Source organism: Glycomyces niveus, assembly GCF_017592475.1.
Lineage (GTDB): Bacteria > Actinomycetota > Actinomycetes > Mycobacteriales > Micromonosporaceae > Glycomyces > Glycomyces niveus.
The window spans coordinates 505,014-523,627 of sequence record NZ_JAGFNP010000002.1 but is presented as its reverse complement, the minus strand read 5'-3'; the positions used below and the strand labels follow the sequence as shown (position 1 = coordinate 523,627).

The following is an 18,614-nucleotide window of genomic DNA, read 5'->3' as shown; positions in this document are numbered from 1 at the left end:
CGCACGGTGCCGGCGGCGGGCTGCGTCGGGCCCTTCATCCTAGACGCCCTCCACCCGGGCGCGGATCCGCCGATCAGCCGATGACGACCTGCTGGGGCCCGGGGTGGGCCAGGAACCGGTCGTGCGAGATCTCCCAGCCGTACGCCCCGGCATCGGCGAACACCAGGCGGTCTCCGACGGCGATGGAAGGCACGAACTGGCCGCCGTTGAGCACGTCCCGGGGCGTGCACAATTCCCCGCACACCCGCACCTCCACGTCCGACCACACCGGACCCGGCCGCGGCCCCGGCACGATCCGGAACGGATGCGAGTACCCCCACGCCGCCGGCAGCCGGAAATGGTGCGTCCCGCCCCGCACGAGCGCGAACGCCTGGCCCCGCATCGTCTTCAGGTCCACGACCTCGGCGACGTACCAGCCGGCCGGGGCCGCCGCGTACCGGCCCGGCTCGAACACCAGCTCCGCCCCGCCGGTCGCCAAGCCGCGCAGGCCCTCGGCGAGTGCGGGCACGTCGATGCGCGCCCCGCGCGGATCCGACCCCAGCCCGCCGCCCACGTTCACGTACCGCAGATCGAACCGGCCCCGCGCCGCGCCCTGCGACCACTCGACCGAGTCGCGCACATGACGCGCGTACGCCTCGGCCTCAAGGCAGTTCGACACCGCGTGCAGATGGAAACCGACGAGGTCCAACCCGAGGCCGAGCGCCCGGTCGACCGCGGCCGCCACTGCGGACTCGTCGATCCCGAACGGCGTCACCGCGCCCGCCATCTGATGCGTCCCCGGCAGCGCCCGGCCCCGGTTGACGCGCAGCGCCACCGGCCCCGCGAACCCCGCCGCCGCGAGCGCGTCGAGTTCGCGCACGCTCTCGGCGTGCATCCACACCGGCACGTCGCACGCCGCCGCCGCGGCCAGGTCGGCAGGCGTCTTCGCCGGGCCCGAGAACGCCAGCCGCCGTGCCCCCGCGGCCCGGGCCGCGGCGAGCTCGCCGCCCGACGCGCACTCGATCCCGTCCGCCGCCGCCACGGCCGCGGCCAGCACCGCGGGGTTCGCGCAGGCCTTCATCGCGTACAGCACCGTGTGCCCCAACCGGTCCCGCAGGAACTCCAGGTGCGCGCGCACGCCGGCCGGGTCGTAGATCCAGGCGCTGGCGGGCGAGGCGAGGGCTTTGACGTGGCGGTCGAGCGTGGGGTGGTCGTGGGCGCGGGCGAGGGGGTTGTCCACGGGGGTCTCGATTTCCTTGCCGGGGTGCAGGCGCATGGTCAGCAGGGCTTTGGTGGGTTGGCGGGGTGCGAGGTAGGCCTCGCGTTCGGCGCGGGAGAGGCGGCCGTTGAGCTCGTCGGCGAGGTCGTCCCAGAACGCGGCGCCGTCGAGTCCGAGGTCGCGTTCGAGCACGGCGACGAGGGCCGCGAAGTGGTTCTGGAAGAGCGTGTAGGCGACCTTGGAGCGGACCTGGTCCATGCTCGCGGCGTTGACCGGGCTGCCTTGGGGCAGTTCGAGGTCCCACGGGAGGGTGGGCAGGTGGATGCGGGCGCCGCCGAGGTCGCGGGAGACGGGGAAGACCGGGTCGGGGCCGCGCATGGCGATGATGCTGTTCTGCAGGTGCGCTTCGAGGCCGATGCCGGCTTCGGCCTTGGTCAGGACCGGGTGGGCGAACCGCCTTGCGTAGGCGCGGATCCACCGGTCGGGGTCGCCGGACCAGCGCGCGTATTCGGCGGCGAGGCTCATGCCGGTGACCGGGGAGGTCGCGGTGAGCGCGGTGGCCGGGACGTAGACGAGGCCCTCGGGCTCGATCGCGGTGAGCGGGGAGCGGGCCAGCGCGGTGAGGTCGCGCGAGCCGGGCAGCCATGCGCCCGAGACGTCGGTGACGATCCTGTGCTGGTGCTCGGTCCCGTTGTCGCCGATGCGATGGAGGGCGCCCAGGAGCGCGGAGAGGCGCGGGCCGAGCAGGGCGGTGGCGGGGGAGATGTCGCGGCGCGTGGAGGTGATGTGGATGCCCAGGGCGAGTTTGAGGAAGCCGGGGGCGGTGTGGCCGGCGAGGGTGCGGATCGCGGCGGTGGGCCAGGCGGGGACGGTCGCGTCGAGGACTTGGAGGCGTCCGGTGTCGAACAGGTCGCGGTGGCCGGGGAGGATGCGGTGCTCGAGCTGCCAGGGGTGGACGGGGAGGACGGGGTCGGGCAGGTCGAGGCCGCGGAGCATGGGGTGGTCGCGGAAGTCCTGGCCGGAGCGTTCGAGGACGCCGGCGCGGTCGGCGATGAGCCTGATCCGGATCGGCCGGGCGGCTTCGAGGTCGTACCGCTCCCGGTCGTGCCGGTCCCAGCCGAGGCGGGTGCGGGCGCACGGGTGCAGTTGGTGCCCTTCGGTCGCGAGGGTCTCGAGCAGGCGCGCGGTGGTGTGCACGTCCCGGCCGCCGGCGGCGACGAGTTCGGCGAGGGTCGCGTGTCCGGCGCGGGCGGCGAGGGCCGCGAGGTGCCGGCCGCGCCGCTCGGCGCGCGATTGCGCGTGGGCGAGGCCTTCGTGCGCGGAGTGGAGCTCGGCGGCGAGGTGGTCGGGGACGGCGCCGCCGAGGACCGTTTCGAGGGTCTTCACCGGGTCCTCGTCGGGCCCGTCGACGTCGATCTGGTTGAACGCGTGCCGGCGGGCGCCCTCGGGCAGGGCCCGGTCGCGGGCGCCGGCGAGGTGCTCGCGCCAGGCGGCGGCCTTGATCTGGGAGGCGAGGTTCACGCCGCCGCCAGCGGGTTCTCGACGCGGACCCAGAGGTCGGCGACCGGGTCGTCGGCCAGGCGCATCGCAGTGGTGGCCTTGATCGGCCACGGTTCGCGCAGCACCGCCCGGGCGATCCACGGGTCCAGGTCCAGGTCGCGGACCGCGTCGGCCACGGTGGACCACCATCGGCCGGGGTCGGTGTCCGACCAGGCGGCGAACGCGTCCACGATCGCTGTGAGCGTGGTGGGGAAGAGTGCGGCGAGGAGTTTCGCCAGGCGCGCTTCGGGGTCGGGTTCGGTAAGGTCGCCGATGATGTCGGGCCAGTCGTCGGGCGGGACGCGGACGCCGCCGAAGTCGCGGTACACCAGGCCGGTCGGCCGGTCGCCGGTGAACGAGGCGAGGGTGTTCTGCCCGTGCGCCTCCAGGGCGACGCCGGTCGCGGCGAACAGCCGCAGCGGCGCCAGCGCGACCGCTGCGAACGCCTCCCACCACGACTCAGGATCATCGCCGGTGAAGGCGACGGCGATCGGGCGCCCGTCGGCGGGGCAGGTCTCGGCGAGCGCGGCGAGCGGCACGGCGCGCGGGTGCCCGGACCGGTGCGGTGCGACGCGGACGACCGCGGCCAAGTGCGGCAGCGGCTGCCCCGCGGCGTCCCGGGAGATCGCGGCCCGCTCCTTGAGCAGTGTGATGCCTTGGGCGGCGGCCGGTTCGGCGAGCCGGAGCGAGAGGGCCGGCCCGTTGTGGACCGAGGCGGGCGAGACGTGCCGGACCGCCGAGGTCAGCTGCAGGTCGACGGCGGTCTTGACGTGCAGGTCGCCGACCGAGACGGTGCGCAGGCTCATCAGGGGCGCCGCGTCCGCGATCACCCGCGCCGGTTCCTGAAGTCCATGGCGCGCGGCCTGCCAGGGGTGGACCGGCAGCTGCCCCGAGTCCCCTTGCCGCTTCGTGACCCACAGCCCCGGCGCGTCGAGCCGCTTGATGTCGTAGAGCCCCAGGTCGAACCGCGCCCTGTGCTCGGGCGCGTACGAGCGGATCTCGTCGTCGGTCAGCTCGCCCCGGGAGCGCGCGAGCGGATGCACCGGGTGCCCCAGCAGGACCGCCTGCTCGAACCACACGCTCGGATCGCGATGGAACGCGCTGGCGGCCGCCCACAGGTCCGTGGGGTGGGCCCGGGCCGCTTCGAGTGCGAGGGCGGTGCCGCGCACGGCGGCGGCGACCTCGGCGGTGAAGCGGGCCGCGTGCGGGGACCCGGCGCTGAGGGCGGCGGCGATGTCGGCGGCGGTGTCGCCTTCGGCGCGGCCGGGGAGCGGTTCGCGTGCGGCGGCCGCCCGGAGGCGGTCGGCGACGATCGCGTCGGCGCGGCGGGCGAAGGTCCCGGCGGTACCGCTCTGGCCGGAGGCGGTGGCGTTCACAGCCTGCACTGTACTGGCGTCACGCGCCGGTGTGGAGGGTGCGATTGCTCACGGACAGTGCGGTTACGCTGCGGCGGTACGGGTTTCAGGAGCGCACGGCGGGTGTCCGGTCGCCCGTGCGGGGGGCCGGGACGGCGGCCAGGCGCATCCGCAGCGACTGGAGCACCGGCAGGTCGTAGACCGAGCCGGCGGCGGCGAGCCACAGCCCGATGTCGGCGGCGGCCTGGGCGACGGCGACGTCGTGGACGGCTTCGGTCTCGCCGGCGCGGGCGGTCTCGGGCAGGGTCGGCCACAGCACCCAGCCCTGCACGTTCGCGTCCGGCAGGGCTGCGTCGAGGGCTTTGACCGCTTCGGGGAGGTCGACCGAGTCGACGTCGAAGCTCTCGCGGCCGACCGGGGCGCACAGCAGCGCGATGCGGTCGCCGCAGACGATCGCGTGCGGCACGCGCGTCTCCATGTCCACCGGCAGTGCCACGAACAGCCGCGCGGCGGGCAGGTTGGTGAGGACTTCGCGCAGGAGCTTGCCGGTGGACCGGTCGGCTTTGGGGCGGGTGCCCGCGGGACCGAACGCGTTGAACTGGCGCAGGGCCCCGCCGACGGAGCGGCGCAGCGCGAGCGTGTAGCGCAGCCGCTTCACCGTCCACGCCAGGGCGGTGCCGGTGAGCATGTACACGCCCAGCGCCCACCCCCACGGGGTGGCGAGCCCGGCGACCCAGATGACGGCGGCGGCGAACAGGAACGCGATGACCAGCCGCCCGGTGGGCGGGTTCGGGGCCGTGTCGGGCCGGCGCCGCAGGGCCCTGCTGGTCTGGACGAGGACGATGATGGCGACGGCGATCGTGACGGGGATGGCCAGGGCCAGGAACAGCCAGCCGTCGGCGGCGAGGGCCTGCCCGAGGTAGCCCAGGCCGCAGAAGACCCACACGGCGGCGAGCGCGGCGAAGGCCGCGGCGGCGGTCCATACCGAGGGCCGGTGGACGGGCCGGGTCAGGCGCAGCCGGGCGTGCCAGGGGACGGCGACGAGCGCGCCTTCGGTGGAGAAGGCCTGCGCGGCCGGGGCCGGCGCGGGGGCGACGTTCCAGCCGCGGACTTTGCGGTGGGACGGTTTGGCGGCGGCCTTGCCGTAGCGGCGGGCGGCGCGCCGCCCGAAGCGCAGCAGGTCGTACTCGCGGCGCAGCCCTGGGTGGGAGAGTGTCTCCCAGGCGCCTTGGACGAGGTGGAACTCGTCCTCGTCGCCGCCGCGGTCGGGGTGGGTCTCGCGCAGCCGGCGGCGGTAGGCCGCTTGGATGTCGGCCTTGGGCGCCTGCGGGCTCACCCCGAGGACGCGGTAGTGGTCTGGTTCGTTCACCACGCGGCTCCCGGTCGATCGTGCGGGGACGGGCCGGTGCCCGAGAGGGGAGGCGGGCGTCGGTCTCGACGGTAATGGAGTCAATCTACCGCCGCATTGCCGCTTCGGGTGTCGTCAGGTCCGACATTTTTCCACCGATCCGTCGCATTCGGTCGACGCCGCGACCGTGGGGGCGCCACTGTGGAGTCCCATTGCGGCATCGGGCGCGCCGGTGCGCACGTCGCCCGCCGGGGCATGCGTTTTCTTATCGGCCAAAGGGGTCCGTCCGCGCCGCGCCGTGTCCCATTCAGCGGCCATTGCGCACGCTCAGGCGAAGGCGACATCGGACAGTGCGCGGATACGCCCGCCGTCTTTGCCGGAGCGCGAGGGGGGACGCGGCGCGGCCGGTGCCGCGCCCGCATCGGGCGCGGCACCGGCCGCGGTTGCTGCGGTGGCCGGGTCGGCGGCTGCCGGGCGCGCCGACCCTAGCCCTGCCAGAAGCGGGCGAGCGCGGAGGCGGCCGGGTCGTCGACGTCGGCGATAGCGTACTCGGAGGCCTCGACGGTGCTGCCGGCGTTGACCCACGGCTCGGCTTCGGCCGAGCCGAGCACGTCCAGGTCGACCCACGGGTAGCCGTCGACCGGCTCAGGGACGTCGAGGTCGAGTTCGGGCGGGAAGCTCGGCGGGTTGTCGGCCTCGTCGACGAGGAGGTCCTCGTAGGTGGCCGCATAGGGGGCCTCGTCGCCGCCCGCGGCCTCGTCCGCTTCGGTGTCGTCGGCCTCGTATTCGAACTCGTCGAGGGCGTCGTCGTCGAACTCGGCCTCGTCGCCGTCGAAGGCGAACGCGTCGAGGTCGTCCTCGCCGGGAACCTCGCCGTCGTCGAACTCGTCCAATGCGGGGGCGTCCGCGCCGTCGTCGAGGTCGCCGGCGTCGAAGTCCGCGTTGCCTTCGGGATCGAAGGCGTCGAACTCATCCATCACGCATCCTCCTCGCCGGGGACGAGGGTGCGGGCCTTGGCCAGCACCTCGTCGAGCTGTTTGACCTTGGCGGCCATGGAGTCGCGGCGCTGCTTGAGCGCCGCCTGCTTCTTGGCGCGGGCGGCCTGGTCGGCCTTCTGGGCGTTCTCGGCGGCCGAGATCCGGGCGTCGAACTCGGCGGCGCGCCGCTCGAGGGCGTCGTCCAGGGTGGAGTTGAAGACGAACTCGACCTCGGTGAAGCGGAAGCTGATCTCCTCGTTGAGGTTCGCGCGGGCTTCGGCGATGACGCGCTGGATCCACTGCTTCGCGGCCTGCCGGTTGCCCTGGATCTTCCTGCGGTACAGCAGGAACGCGGCGGCGGCGAGGCCGATGCCGACACCGGAGGCGGTCAGGGCGATGGCCCCGACGCCGGCGACGGCGCCCAGGCCGATCGCGCCCGCGCCCATGGTGACCGCGCGTCCGGCCATCATCGCCACACCGGCCGAGGAGGCCACGAGGAGCGCGCCGTCGGAGTTGTCGCCGCGCCGGGCCCGCCCGGAGGCGGCCGTGCGCAGGCCCGCGGAGATCGAGTTGGTGGCCTGGCGCAGCTCGTCGTCGTTGAACACCTGCCGCAGCACGCGTTCGGCCAGGAGCACGAACCGCTGGTGCAGCTCGCCCGAGAGGCGCGCGGCGATGCCCTGCAGGGCGATGTCGACGCGGTTGGGCAGCGATTCGAGGGCGGCCTTGTTGGCCTTCTCGACCTCGTCCAGGAGCGCTTCTTCGAGTTCCTGCAGGTGGGTGCGCAGGCGGCCCTGGACTTCGATCTTGGCCCGCTGGGTCTCCACGCGCAGGGCGAGGTTCGCCTTCTTCGTCTCGGTGCGCCGCGACGCCAGGGCCTGCTTCTTCTCCTCCTTGAGGCGGTTGGCCGCCTCGGGGTCGGGGTCGTAGGCCTTCATGTCGGCGGCCGCGGAGACGGCGAGGCGCTGGAACTCGGTGCGCACCGCGCGCACCACGTTCGCCGCCACGAGGGCCTTGCCGGCGGTGGCGACCTTGACCAGGGCCCGCTGCATCTTCCCGATCCCGGACTCTTTCGCCAGGGCCTGGCGGGTGGGGCCGGTGGAGTTGAGGGCGTGTTCGGCGAGCATCGCCGAGACCGGGTAGTGCGGGGCGTTGCGGAAGCGGGGCGCGTGCGCCTCGATCAGCGACCGGTTCTCCTCCATGACCGTGCGCCACCCGGGGTAGGTGTCGGTCTTGGTCAGGGCGAACACGACGAAGTTGACGCGCTTGGAGGCCTCGGTGAGGAAGTCCAGTTCGGTCTTGGCCATCGGCGACGAGGCGTCGGTGACCATGATGAGGCAGGTGGCGCGCGCGACCGCTTCGAGGGCGATCTGCGCGTGGTCGGGGTCGAGCCCGCCCGTGCCGGGCGTGTCGACCACGGACATGTGCTTGAGCAGCGCCGAGGGGTGGCCCACGAGCATGCGCCGGGGCGGGACCATGCCCGGGGGCATGGTGCCCAGCCGGGTCGCCCAGTTGCGCAGGTCGCCCACGCCCAGCAGCATCGGGTCGGCGGCGCCGGGCTGCCAGGCGCGCACCGACGCCTGCTCGGCCCACGCGAACTCCAGGTACGCCGTCGTCGCCACCTGGGCGTCCACAGGGGACAGACCGGGCATGCCGAGGAGGGCGTTCACCAGCGACGACTTGCCGCGCTTGGTCTCACCGACGACCACCGCGACGGGCTTGTCGGGCTGCCAGCGCGCGACCTCGTCGACCTCGGCGGCGGCCTTGGCGTCCACTGTCCGCAGCGAGGCGTTGCCGGCCTTGGCGGCGCGGGCGCACAGCTTGTGGATCTGCTGGGCCGGGTTCGGCTTCGCGGGGGTCGCGGCGGCCTTCTTGACCGGGGCGGCGGCGGGTTTCGCGGCCGGCGGCGGGGTGGCGGTGTCGGTCATGCCCGCACCTGGCCGCGGTAGACGGTGACGATGGGGTGGCGCAGGAGGCGGCCGCGGTCGGTGTAGCCGATCTGCTCGGTGCGGGCGATGATGCCGTCCTCGGCCGGGGAGCCGGCCGCGACCGTGCCGCCGGCTTCGTGCACGGCCGGGTCGAACCGCTGCCCGGTCGCGTCTACCTGGCTCACGCCGACTTTCGCGAACGCGCCGTCCAGGTGCTGGGCGAGCGCGGGGGAGGTGGCGCGGTCCCGCATCCAGATGCACGCCTCGACCAGGGCGTTGCGGTCGGTCATGGCCTGCGCGGCCTGCGCCGGGGCCTGCAGCTGCTGCACCGGGATCGCGCCCGAGGGGGCGGGGGTGAACGGGACGCCGGAGACCGGCGGCGCCGCGGGGGCCGCCGGGGCGGGGTTGATGGAGCGTCCGGTGAGGACGGCCACGACGGCGGCGACGACGACCGACCCGGCCGCGACGGCCAGGGTCATCGGATCGAACTCGTCGGTGAGGAACACCGCGCCCAGGCCGGCGGCGGCGAGGCCCACGAGGGCTCCCACCAGCGGTCCGCCGAGTCGATTCGTCACTTTGCTCTCCTTCGGTCGTGCAGGTGTCGCGGGGTGGGGGCTCATCCGAGCCGCTGGGCGAGTAGATGGAAACCACGATGCACCACGTTCGCCACCCGCGCCTGGGACGGGGTGGCGCCGCCGTTGGCGAAGGCCCGCCAGCGCGCGGCGGCCTCGATCGCGGCGCGGCGCAGCTGGGGGCGGGCTTCGCCGGGCAGGCCGAGGACGACGCCGGCGTCGTCGGTCAGCGCCAGGCGCGCGACTTCGGCCTCCATGGCCTCGGGCAGGGCGACCTGCCCGGTGGTGACTTGCGCGGCCGCCTCCAACAGGGGCAGCCGGTGGTACTCGGGGCGGGCGACGATCGACTCGACCGCGCCGCGCAGCAGGTCGCGGTCGGCCGCGGGCCCGGAGGCGGCGGCCGCGTCGAGCCGGCCCAGGGCCCACCCGGCCTTGATGACGTCGGCGCGGACCCCGAAGATCTGGTGCAGCGTGGTGCGCAGGCGCGGGAACCCCGAGGCGGCGAACAGCAGCCGCACGAGCTCGCCGGTGGCCAGGTGCGGGTTGGCGCTCAGGTGCGCGATCGCGAAGTGGATGCCGTACAGGTCGAGCCGCTCCAGCAGGCGCTGGCGCTGGTGCTGGTCGACCGGGCCCTCAGTGGACAGGAACAGGCCCGCCGAGGCGAGCATGAGCGCCCGCTTGGACTCGTCGAGCCCGGCGAGGGTGCGCAGCGCCTCGCAGTCGGCGGCGGTCAGGAGCCCGGCTTCGGCGGTCTCGGCGAGGAGCCCGACGACGGGGACGACGTCGCACACCGCGCGGCGCAGCACGGCGGCCTGGTCCCCGGCGATGGGGCCCGCGACCGGCCAGGGGTCCTGGCCGGGCCCGGGGGCGAGCTTGTCGGCCTTGTTGTACAGGCCCAGCGCGTTCATGGGGGAGGACGAGAGCTGCTGGGAGGCCTTCGAGAACGCCTCGAGCGCTTCGACGTCGTCGGCGCGGACCTGCTGGGTGAACACGTAGATGATCGCCTCGGCGGACTCGACCGCGGCGCGGGAGTCGTCGTCGACGTCGTCGGCGATCGGCGCGGCGAACAGCATCTCGCGGGCCGCGTCGGAGATGTCGGTGTTGACCGACTGCAGACCGGGCGTGTCGACCACGGTCAAGTCCCGCAACCGGTCCGAGGACAGCTGCACGTCGATCATGGCCGCCTCGTCGGCGGGGATCGGCAGCGTGGTGGGGATCATTCCGTTGGCGTCCAACGGGACCGCGTGCTTGGTGCCGTTGCGGGCCACGACGTCGACCCGGTCGGCCGGCCCGTACCGGAACTGGGTCACCACGCGCGTGCACTCGCCCGCCGCCGTCGGCGCGACCCGCCGCCCGATCAACGCGTTGACCAGCGTGGACTTCCCGGCCTTCAAGCGCCCGGCGACCGCGACGCGCAGCGGCTGCCCGAGCCGGGAGGCCACCTCCTCGACCACGGGGCGAGACGCGCTGCTGACCTTGCCGGCCAGCTCTTCGCACATGCCCGCCACACTCGTGGTGAGTTGCCCTGCCACCATGCTCCCGCGTCCGCCCTCTCCATCGTTCCCTCGGCACCCGGCCGCCGACGCCGGTCTGCGGCATCGAAGGTTCCGCAATATCATGAGAGGCGTCGGCGTTCCGTCGACAAGACGACGATACAAACCGCAGCCGCCCGGCCGCCTCCCCCATTCGTGCCACAGCGTTAGGAGCCCCCACTTTGGCCGCCCCGCCGCCCACCCCCGGTCTGGCCCGACCGCGCGTCGACACCGTGCCCGCCGAACCCGGCCGCGGCGACCGCGACGCCGCGCTCCACGCGATGGCCGCGGCGCTGGCCGGCCCGGGCCTGGTGGTCGTCACCGGCCCTCCCGGCATCGGCCGCACCCGCCTGCTCGACCGGCTCGCGCAGGCCTCGAAACGGCCCGTGCACGCCGGCGGGGGCCTGGCGATGCTCTCGGGCGCGCCCGCGCTCGCCCTCGAACGCGCCACGCGGGCGCGCATGCCCGCGGACGACCTGCCGCTGCTGGCCGAGGCGGTCTACTCGCGCACCCGCGGCGGCCTGCTCGTCATCGACGACCTCCAGTGGTGCGACGCGGCGACCCTCGCCGTCCTCCCGGTCCTGGCCGAGCGCCTCCCGGTCGCCGCCGCCCTGCGCACCCCCAACCGCCTCAGCGAAGTCGCCCTGGAGCGGCTCCTCGCCGCCGCCACCGTCATCCCGGTACCTGACCTGACCGACGCCGAAGCGGCCCGGCTCGTCGCCGAGGCCGCCCCGGCGCTGCCCCCGGCCCGCGCCGCCGCGCTCACCGTCCGCGCCGGCGGCAACCCCCTCGCCCTGACCGCGCTGGCCAAGCGGGCCGCGCACCTCGACGCGGGCGAGGAGGACCTCGACCTGGACAACCCCGGCGACCCGGCCGCCGCGGCGGCCGCCGCGATCGCCGACCTGCCCCGGGCGGGCCGCACGGCCCTGGCCGCGCTCGGGCTCCTGGGCCGCCCGGCCCACCCCAGCCTCCTCGGCGAGGGCGCCGCGGTCCTCCACGAGGCCGGCCTCGCCGTCCCCGACGGCGTCCACCTGCGCGCCGCCAGCCCGTGGATGGCCGAGGTCGCCGCGGGCATCCTCGAACGCGACGCCCGCCTCGCGATGCACGAGCACCTGGCCGACGCCACCCTCGGCGTCGAATCGGCCCGGCACGCGCACGCCGCCGGCCTCGCCGACCGCGCCCTGGCCACCGCCCTCGAAGCGGCCGACCACGCCGGGCCGCAAGCAAAAGCCGAAGCGCTCCTGCTCGCGGCCGAACTCGACCCGGCCCACGCCGTCGCCGCCGCCCGCGCCGCGCTCGCGGCCGGGCGCACCCGCGCCGCGCTCGCCGTCCTCGACCGCGCCGGCGACAGCCCCGAGACCGCCCTCGCGCGCGCCTGGGCGCTGCTGGCCCTCGGCGAGACCGCCCAGGCCCGCGCCGCCCTCGCCGCCGCCCCGGCCGGACCCGAGACCGACCAGCTGCGCCTCCTCACCGCCCCTCCGTCCGAAAAGGACCTGCTGGCGGCGGAGCTGCGCGACGCCCACCCCGACCTGGCCCACCCGGGCCTGGCCGCGGCCCTCGCCGGCGACGATCCCGACGCCCTCGCGTTCGCCGAAGCGCTCGCCCGCGACGCGGGCGACACCACCACCGCGTTCTGGTGCGCCTGGTCGCGCGTCATCGCCCTCGCCGACGCCGCCCGCCTCGTCGAGGCCGAAGCGGTCGCGCACGAAGCGGCCGACCGCGCCGGCGCCGCGGGCGCCTACTCGTGGCAGACCCGGTTCCTCGCCGCCGCCGCCTGGTGCCTGGTCCTGTCCGGCACGGGCCTGGACAACGTCATCGCCGCCGCCCAGTCCCTCGCCGACCACGCCCTCCCGGCGGTCGCCGACACGCTCATCGACGCCGCGATCGCCCTCGCCGAAGCCGACACCGGCGCCCTCGGCGCCGCCCGCAACCGGCTCACCCGCCTCAAAGACGCGCCCGCCGCACTGGAAGGCCTCGTCGCCTGGCTCGAACACGAGACCGCCTGGCTCGACGGCCAGCCCGGACCCGAAGCCCCCGAAGCCAGGCCGGGCCTGGTCGGCGGCCTCGCCCACATCACCGGCCGCTGGATCGCCTACGACACCGGCACCGAACCGGTCGCCGCCGAACCCACCCCCTGGCCCGTCCCCGTCGCCTCCACCCTCGCCGCCTGGGACAAAGCCGCCCCCGGCCCGTTCGCGCAGGCCGCGACCGCCTGGGACGGCCTCGCCGCCCGCGAGCAGGTCCGCTGCCTGCTCGCGCTGGCCGCGCACGCCGGGGACGCCAAGGCCGCCGTCGCCGCCCTCGAAGCGGCCGAGCGGATCGCCGACGAGCACGGCCTGATCGTCCTGGCCGGGCGCGCCCGCCGGGGCCTGCGCAAGCACGACATCCGCCGCGACCGCCGCTCGGCGCGCGGCGGCGGCGGCCTGACCGACCGCGAGAGCGAAGTGCTGCGCCATGTCGCCTCGGGGCACCCGTCGCGGCGGATCGCCGAGATCCTGGGCATCACCGCCGAGACCGTGGAGACCCACATCCGTTCGGGCATGCGCAAACTCGGCGCGAAGACCCGCACCGAGGCCGCCGTGCTCCTGACGGCCGCCGAAGGCGGTGAGGCGTGATGGGCGAGGCGGTGCCGCTGCATGTGGTCGGCGCCTCCGGCGACGCGGACGCGATCGTGCGCCGCTGCGCGGCCGCTGGGTGGGCCGCGCACCGCGGCTTCGCGCTGCTGGAGCCCGCATGGGACCTGGCCGAGCGGCACCTGGTGTGCCACGGGCAGGTCAGCGACGACCACACCGCCTCGCAGGCGGTCCTGGCCGCGGCCCGCGGCGCCGGCATCGTCGCCGTCGCCACCGGCGCCCTCGCCCTGAGCCTCGCCGCCGACCTGCGCCGGGTCGGGCCCCTCGGCCTCACCCCGGGCAAAGCCGAAGCCGCCGACGGCCTCGACCTCGACGCCGAACAGCGCGCCCTCCTGGGCCGCCTCGCGGCCGGCTCGACGATCGCGGCCGCCGCCGAAGCCGAGTTCGTGTCCCTGCGCACCGCCAACCGCCGCATCGCCGCGGCCCGGCAATCCCTGGGCGTCAAGACCACCCGCGAAGCGGTCATGATCTACATCAAGCACGCCCGCGACTGACCCTGCCGGACGCCAGGCCTGCGCGTGCGCGGGCTTCATCCACCAGTGGCACGCCACATCTGGCGACCCGGCCCACGCCAACCAGCAGCAGGCCCCGCCCGCGGGCGCCGCCGGCGCGAACATCCCAGCAGCCGCGAAGCCTTGACGCTCTTAGAGGCCGCCGCCGACACCGCCGCGAAACGGCCGCATCGCAGCCCGTTCGCGACCCTTCACGGCCCGCAACCACGCACCGCATCGCAGCCCGCTTGCAGCCCCGACTGCGCCGCCGGAACTGCGCCGACGGCGACGCGCGCCTTCCCGCAGGTCCGTGACTGATGTCGTACCCCTGCTGCATCATCGAATCCAGGGCGGTCCAGTTCGGACACACCCGACCGCGGGGCACGGCGGCGGACTTCGGCGTTGTTGAGCCAGCGTGAACGTCCGCCGCGCCACCCACCCCGCTCGCGTTTCGCACGCCCGGAGCATCCATGCGCGGCATCGCTCCGCCACCCCAGCACCGGATCAGCGGCCCCGCCTCTCGCACCGGGCGGCGAACCGGCCCCCGGCACACAGCCGGGCCCGGCGCGTCCCCGCACCGGGCCCGTCGGCTTTCCGCTTGCGCTACTTCAGCTCGGCGAGGCGCGCTTCGGCCTCCTCGAGCTGGCGGCGCAGCCGCGACGCCTCCTCGGCGGCCTCGGAGCGGATCTTCTCGACCACCTCGTCGACGACCTCGGCCACCTCATCGGACCCCGACGCCTGGCACATCGCCAGCGCGTTCGAGTGCGCGACCTTGGCGCCCTTGACGACCGCGCGGGCCCCGCGGGTCGCGGCGACCGACCATTCGCCGTCCTCATAGGTCAGCGTGATCGACAGCTCCGGGTGCTTCGCGGCGGCGGCGCGCGGCCGGGCGGCCTTCTTCTTCGGGGCCGCGGCAGGCTCGGCGGCGGCGGGCTGGGGCGCCTCGGGTGCGGTCACGGTCTTCCTCTCACTCACAGCTGGTTGGGTTTTCGGCGCCGGCTCGTCCGGCAGCAGGCCCGGGCCCGAAGGCGCGACCGGCTCGTTCGAGCGCTGGCGGGGCGCGCGCCGCGCGCCCTCGCCGGGCGCGGGCAGGCGCAGTTCGGCGGCGGAGAACGACAACTCGTCGGATCCGAACGCGACATGGACGAAGTCGTCGACCCCGCCCGGGTCGAGGGCGACGACCTTCCCGGTGCGCCCGGCGACCTGCCCGGCGGCGTCGGTGAACACCACCTTCGGCTTCTTTCCTTGCGCCAGCACCGCTTCGAGATGAGCGATGTCGGCACTCGACAGTGACATCAGGGGCTCCTTCACAAGGTTGCGGCGGGCACCGCTCCCTGAACGGCGCCCGCGGGCCGGCTGCGGGCCGACCGGTTGCTGCATCCTCCAATACCTATCCCGCGGGTACGACACCACCCCGCACGGAAGTCGCCCACGCCCGCCCCCGCACCAGCACACCCCGTCCGGAATATCGGCTGCGGTTCAGGCCCGGGCCATGTCGGGTTCCCCCACCCGCCCACGTGGCCCCCTACGCTCCGACCATGAGAGTCGCACTGGTCACCGAGTCATTCCCACCCCAGGTCAACGGCGTCGCCCGCTCCGTGGCCCGCGCCGCCGCCCACCTGGCCGCCCGCGGGATCGAACCGGTCGTCATCGCCCCCGCCCCCGGACCCGGCCCCCGCCCCGTATTCGACTGGCCCGTCGTCCACGTCCCCTCCATCCAACTGCCCGCCTACAAGCACTTCCGCGCCGGCCTGGCCACCCGCGTCCTCGACGACGCCCTCGACACCCACCGGCCCGACATCGTCCACCTCGCCAGCCCCTTCGGCTACACCGCCCGCGCCGCCGCCTGGGCCGAACGCCGCGGCGTCCCCACCGTCGCCGTCTGGCAGACCGACCTGCCCGCCTACACCCGCGCCTACCACCTCACCGCCTTCGAACAGCTCGTCTGGCACCGCCTGCGCTCCATCCACTCCCGCGCCCGCATCAACCTCGCCCTGTCCGAATGCACCGCCAAACTCCTCGCCGCCCAAGGCATCGGCGGCATCGCTGTCCTCCCGCACGGCGTCGACACCGACCGCTTCCACCCCCGCTACCGCGACCGCACCCTCCACGACGCCCTCACCCCCGAACGCGAACTCCTCGTCGGCTACGTCGGCCGCCTCGCCCGCGAGAAGCAGCTCCACTGGCTCGCCGACCTCGCCGCCGCACCCGGCATCCGCCTCGTCATCGCCGGCGACGGCCCCCGCCGCCGCGCCCTCGAACGCCTCCTCCCGCACGCGACCTTCCTCGGCGCCCTCCACGGCACCGACCTCTCCCGCCTCTACGCCTCCCTCGACCTGTTCGTCCACACCGGACCATTCGAGACATTCGGGCAGACCATCCAGGAAGCCCACGCCTCCGCCGTCCCCGTCGTCGCCGTCGACGCCGGGGGAGCGGCCGAACTGGTCGACCCCGGCGTCGACGGCACCCACTTCCCGCCCGGCGACCCCGCCGCGCTGGCCGCCACCGTCACCGCCCTCGCCGCCCGCCGCGACCTGCTGCGCCAATGGGGCGAACGCGGCCGCCGCAAAGTCCAGGCCCGCACCTGGGAAGCCGAAGGCGACGCCCTCATCGCCCACTACGAGCGGGCACTGGCACTCGGACCCGCGCGCGCGACCCTCGCCGTCCCCACGGCTTGACGTACGACAGCACCACCGCACCCAGATACACCGAGGACGACACGATCGGCGCCGCCAGGATCTGATCGTCCAGCACCTGCAACCGCACCGGATCCAACGAAGCGGCCGTCTCGGCCAGCCCCGGCCGCAGCGAGAACACCGTGAGCGCGAACGTGACCGCCGTCGCCACCAGCTTCACCAACACCCACGTATACGCCAGCGTCCACTTCGTCCCGAGCATGAGCACGACCCCCGATGCCAGCGCCGCCGCACCCAACGGCACCGCCAGCGCCCCGGCGAGCACCGCCATCGCCGAACCCGCCGCGTACTGCTCTGCCGCAACCGAAGTCCCCGTGGCCCACAGGCCCATCACGAGCAGGCACAGGCTCAGGCCCAGCCACGCGACCGACGAGACGACATGGGTGATGATCAACGCCCGGTACACGGGCCTGCGAAGCTTGAACATGCCACCAGCGTCACCGCCGGACCCGCCCCCGCGCATCAGCGCCCCAACGTACCCGCGCCTACGCCCCAGCGCGGAGCCCCGCTCGACCGCCGGTACCGCCAACGGGATCGGCACCGTCCCGTGCCTCACGTCCACCGCGCGATTAACGGCACCACCAGCCCAAACAGGCCACATCGGGGCTTAACCCCACCCCCGATCGGGGGAGCAGCGACACTACCCACAAGTAACCGACAGCGATACCGTCGAAGCATGGCACTGGCGATCACCGACACCAAACCCCGACTCCGCGGCTGGCTCCACCTCGCCGCCTTCCCCACCGCCGTCCTCGCCGGACTCATCCTCATCGCCACCGCCCCCACACTCACCGGCCGCCTCGCCACCGCCGTCTACGTCGCCACCTCCGCCGCCCTCTTCGGCATCTCCGCCCTCTACCACCGCACCAACCTCACCGAGCGCGCCACCACCCGCCTCAAACGCCTCGACCACGCCAACATCTACCTGATCATCGCCGGCACCTACACCCCCATCGCCACTCTCGCCCTCACCGGCACCGCCCGCACCGCCCTCCTGGCCGCCATCTGGACCGGCGCCCTCGCCGGCGTCGCCTTCCGCACCCTCTGGCTCGCCGCCCCGCGCTGGCTGTACACGGTCCTCTACATCGCCCTGGGCTGGGCGGCACTGTTCGTCATGCCCCAGCTCCTTTCGGGCGCGGGCACGGCCGCGACGGTCCTGATCATCACCGGCGGCGTGCTCTACACAGTCGGCGGCGTCATCTACGCCCTCAAACGCCCCAACCCGTCGGTGCAGTGGTTCGGGTTCCACGAGGTCTTCCACGCCTTCACGATCGCCGCCTACGCCGTGCAGTTCACCGCCGTCGCCCTCGTCCTCCACGCCGCCTGAGCCGCCTGCCGCCCGGTTATCATCGGGTCCCTAGCGAGGAGGCCGCGATGAGCGACAGGCAGGCACGAGGCGTCGACCGCCAGATCCAAGAGGCCGAGGCCCGCGGCGAGTTCAAGAACCTGCCCGGCGCCGGCAAACCCCTTCCGGGCATCGGACAGCCGTTGCGCGAGGACTGGTGGCTCCACCAGCAGGCCACCCGCGAGAACATCGGCCTCGACGCCCTTCCGCCCGCCCTCAAACTCGCCCGCGAAGTCGAGGAACTGGACGCCACGCTCGACGCGCTCAAGGACGAAGCCGCCGTACGCGACGCCGTCGAAGCGCTCAACGTGCGCATCCGCAAGGCCCTCATCGGCCCGATCGAAGGCCCGCCGCTGCGCTTCGGCCTGCGCGACGTCGACGCCGAAGTGCGCGCCTGGCGCGAACGCCGCGCCTGAGGCCGAGCACACACCAACAAGACTTGACGCTGTCAAGATCAGTGCTGCATCATGAACTTGACATTGTCAAGACGCGCGCATAGGCGTGTTCCCCGGAAAGGCCCGCCCCATGGTCCCCATCATCACCCTCACCGCCGCCACCCTCCTCGCCCGCCTCACCGGCGTCCTCGGCGTCGACGCCCTCGACTGGCAGACCTCCCTGCGCATCGGCCTCGCCGCCATGTTCACCATCACCGGCATCGTCCACTTCGTCCCTAAATTCCGCGACGACATGATCCGCATGATCCCCGAACGCCTGCCCCGGCCCGCCGCGCTGGTCGCCCTCACCGGCGTCCTCGAACTCGCCGGGGCCGCCGGACTCCTCGTCCCCGCCACCGCGCCCGCCGCCGCGATCGGCCTGGCGCTGCTCATGGTCGCGATGTTCCCCGCGAACGTCTCCGCAGCCCGCCGCGGCATCACACTCGCCGGGAAACCCGCCACGCCCCTGGGCATCCGCACCGCCGAGCAGATCCTCTTCATCGCCCTCGCCGTCCTCGCCGCCCTGTAAGCGGCCCCGGGGGAGCATCGGACACACCGAAGGCCCCGAA

At 74.4% G+C, this 18,614-nt stretch carries 15 protein-coding genes; 6 read left to right on the top strand and 9 right to left on the bottom strand.

Going from position 1 to position 18,614, the window contains the following annotated elements; all coding sequences use genetic code 11:
* Nucleotides 1–73: 73 nt before the first annotated feature.
* From J5V16_RS05390 to J5V16_RS05360, 7 genes are all read right to left on the bottom strand, one after another.
* Nucleotides 74–2,719: an IucA/IucC family protein gene (locus J5V16_RS05390; protein ID WP_208495028.1), complete on the bottom strand. Its 2,646-nt coding sequence runs from the start codon at nt 2,717–2,719 to the stop codon at nt 74–76.
* Entirely contained in the window at nt 2,716–4,113 is a 1,398-nt protein-coding gene (locus J5V16_RS05385; RefSeq protein ID WP_208495027.1) for an IucA/IucC family protein, read from the bottom strand. The genes J5V16_RS05390 and J5V16_RS05385 overlap by 4 nt, the downstream gene beginning before the upstream one ends.
* Nucleotides 4,114–4,198: 85 nt before the next feature.
* Nucleotides 4,199–5,461, bottom strand: coding sequence for a J domain-containing protein (locus J5V16_RS05380; protein WP_208495026.1), 1,263 nt, complete (start codon nt 5,459–5,461; stop codon nt 4,199–4,201).
* 464 nt (nt 5,462–5,925) lie between these two features.
* Nucleotides 5,926–6,417, bottom strand: a complete 492-nt coding sequence (locus J5V16_RS05375; protein ID WP_208495025.1) for a hypothetical protein — start codon at nt 6,415–6,417, stop codon at nt 5,926–5,928.
* Nucleotides 6,417–8,342 carry a dynamin family protein gene (locus J5V16_RS05370; protein WP_208495024.1) on the bottom strand — a complete coding sequence of 642 codons (1,926 nt, stop codon included), beginning with the start codon at nt 8,340–8,342 and terminating at the stop codon, nt 6,417–6,419. The genes J5V16_RS05375 and J5V16_RS05370 overlap by 1 nt, the downstream gene beginning before the upstream one ends.
* Entirely contained in the window at nt 8,339–8,917 is a 579-nt protein-coding gene (locus J5V16_RS25400) for a nucleotide exchange factor GrpE (RefSeq protein ID WP_208495023.1), read from the bottom strand. Before J5V16_RS25400 ends, J5V16_RS05370 begins: the two co-directional genes overlap by 4 nt.
* A gap of 41 nt (nt 8,918–8,958) precedes the next feature.
* A complete protein-coding gene (locus J5V16_RS05360) occupies nt 8,959–10,449 on the bottom strand; it encodes a dynamin family protein (protein WP_208495022.1) in 1,491 nt (496 codons plus the stop codon).
* Nucleotides 10,450–10,628: 179 nt separating this feature from the next.
* Between J5V16_RS05360 and J5V16_RS05355 the strand changes: the two genes are divergently transcribed.
* A complete protein-coding gene (locus J5V16_RS05355) occupies nt 10,629–13,061 on the top strand; it encodes a LuxR C-terminal-related transcriptional regulator (protein ID WP_208495021.1) in 2,433 nt (810 codons plus the stop codon).
* Nucleotides 13,061–13,573, top strand: a complete 513-nt coding sequence (locus J5V16_RS05350) for a LuxR family transcriptional regulator (protein ID WP_208495130.1) — start codon at nt 13,061–13,063, stop codon at nt 13,571–13,573. The genes J5V16_RS05355 and J5V16_RS05350 overlap by 1 nt, the downstream gene beginning before the upstream one ends.
* 600 nt (nt 13,574–14,173) lie before the next feature.
* Here the strand turns inward: J5V16_RS05350 and J5V16_RS05345 are convergent.
* Nucleotides 14,174–14,866 carry a hypothetical protein gene (locus tag J5V16_RS05345; protein WP_208495020.1) on the bottom strand — a complete coding sequence of 231 codons (693 nt, stop codon included), beginning with the start codon at nt 14,864–14,866 and terminating at the stop codon, nt 14,174–14,176.
* 242 nt (nt 14,867–15,108) lie between these two features.
* Between J5V16_RS05345 and J5V16_RS05340 the strand changes: the two genes are divergently transcribed.
* Complete coding sequence (locus tag J5V16_RS05340) at nt 15,109–16,248, top strand: glycosyltransferase (RefSeq protein WP_208495019.1); 1,140 nt, start codon at nt 15,109–15,111, stop codon at nt 16,246–16,248.
* On the opposite strand, the gene J5V16_RS05335 is transcribed toward J5V16_RS05340, so the two are convergent.
* The gene (locus J5V16_RS05335; RefSeq protein ID WP_208495018.1) at nt 16,178–16,693 is read right to left on the bottom strand and encodes a hypothetical protein; all 516 of its coding nucleotides are present in this window, start codon (nt 16,691–16,693) and stop codon (nt 16,178–16,180) included. The two genes, J5V16_RS05340 and J5V16_RS05335, sit on opposite strands and share 71 nt — an antisense overlap.
* Before the next feature lie 249 nt (nt 16,694–16,942).
* Between J5V16_RS05335 and trhA the strand changes: the two genes are divergently transcribed.
* The 3 genes from trhA to J5V16_RS05320 all read left to right on the top strand — a co-directional run bounded on the left by trhA (nt 16,943) and on the right by J5V16_RS05320 (nt 18,574).
* A complete protein-coding gene (gene trhA / locus J5V16_RS05330; protein ID WP_208495017.1) occupies nt 16,943–17,593 on the top strand; it encodes a PAQR family membrane homeostasis protein TrhA in 651 nt (216 codons plus the stop codon).
* A 47-nt stretch (nt 17,594–17,640) separates the two neighbouring features.
* Nucleotides 17,641–18,027, top strand: a complete 387-nt coding sequence (locus tag J5V16_RS05325) for a DnaJ family domain-containing protein (RefSeq protein WP_208495016.1) — start codon at nt 17,641–17,643, stop codon at nt 18,025–18,027.
* A gap of 109 nt (nt 18,028–18,136) precedes the next feature.
* On the top strand, nt 18,137–18,574 hold the full coding sequence (locus J5V16_RS05320) for a DoxX family protein (RefSeq protein WP_208495015.1): 438 nt from the start codon (nt 18,137–18,139) through the stop codon (nt 18,572–18,574).
* Nucleotides 18,575–18,614 lie beyond the last annotated feature (40 nt).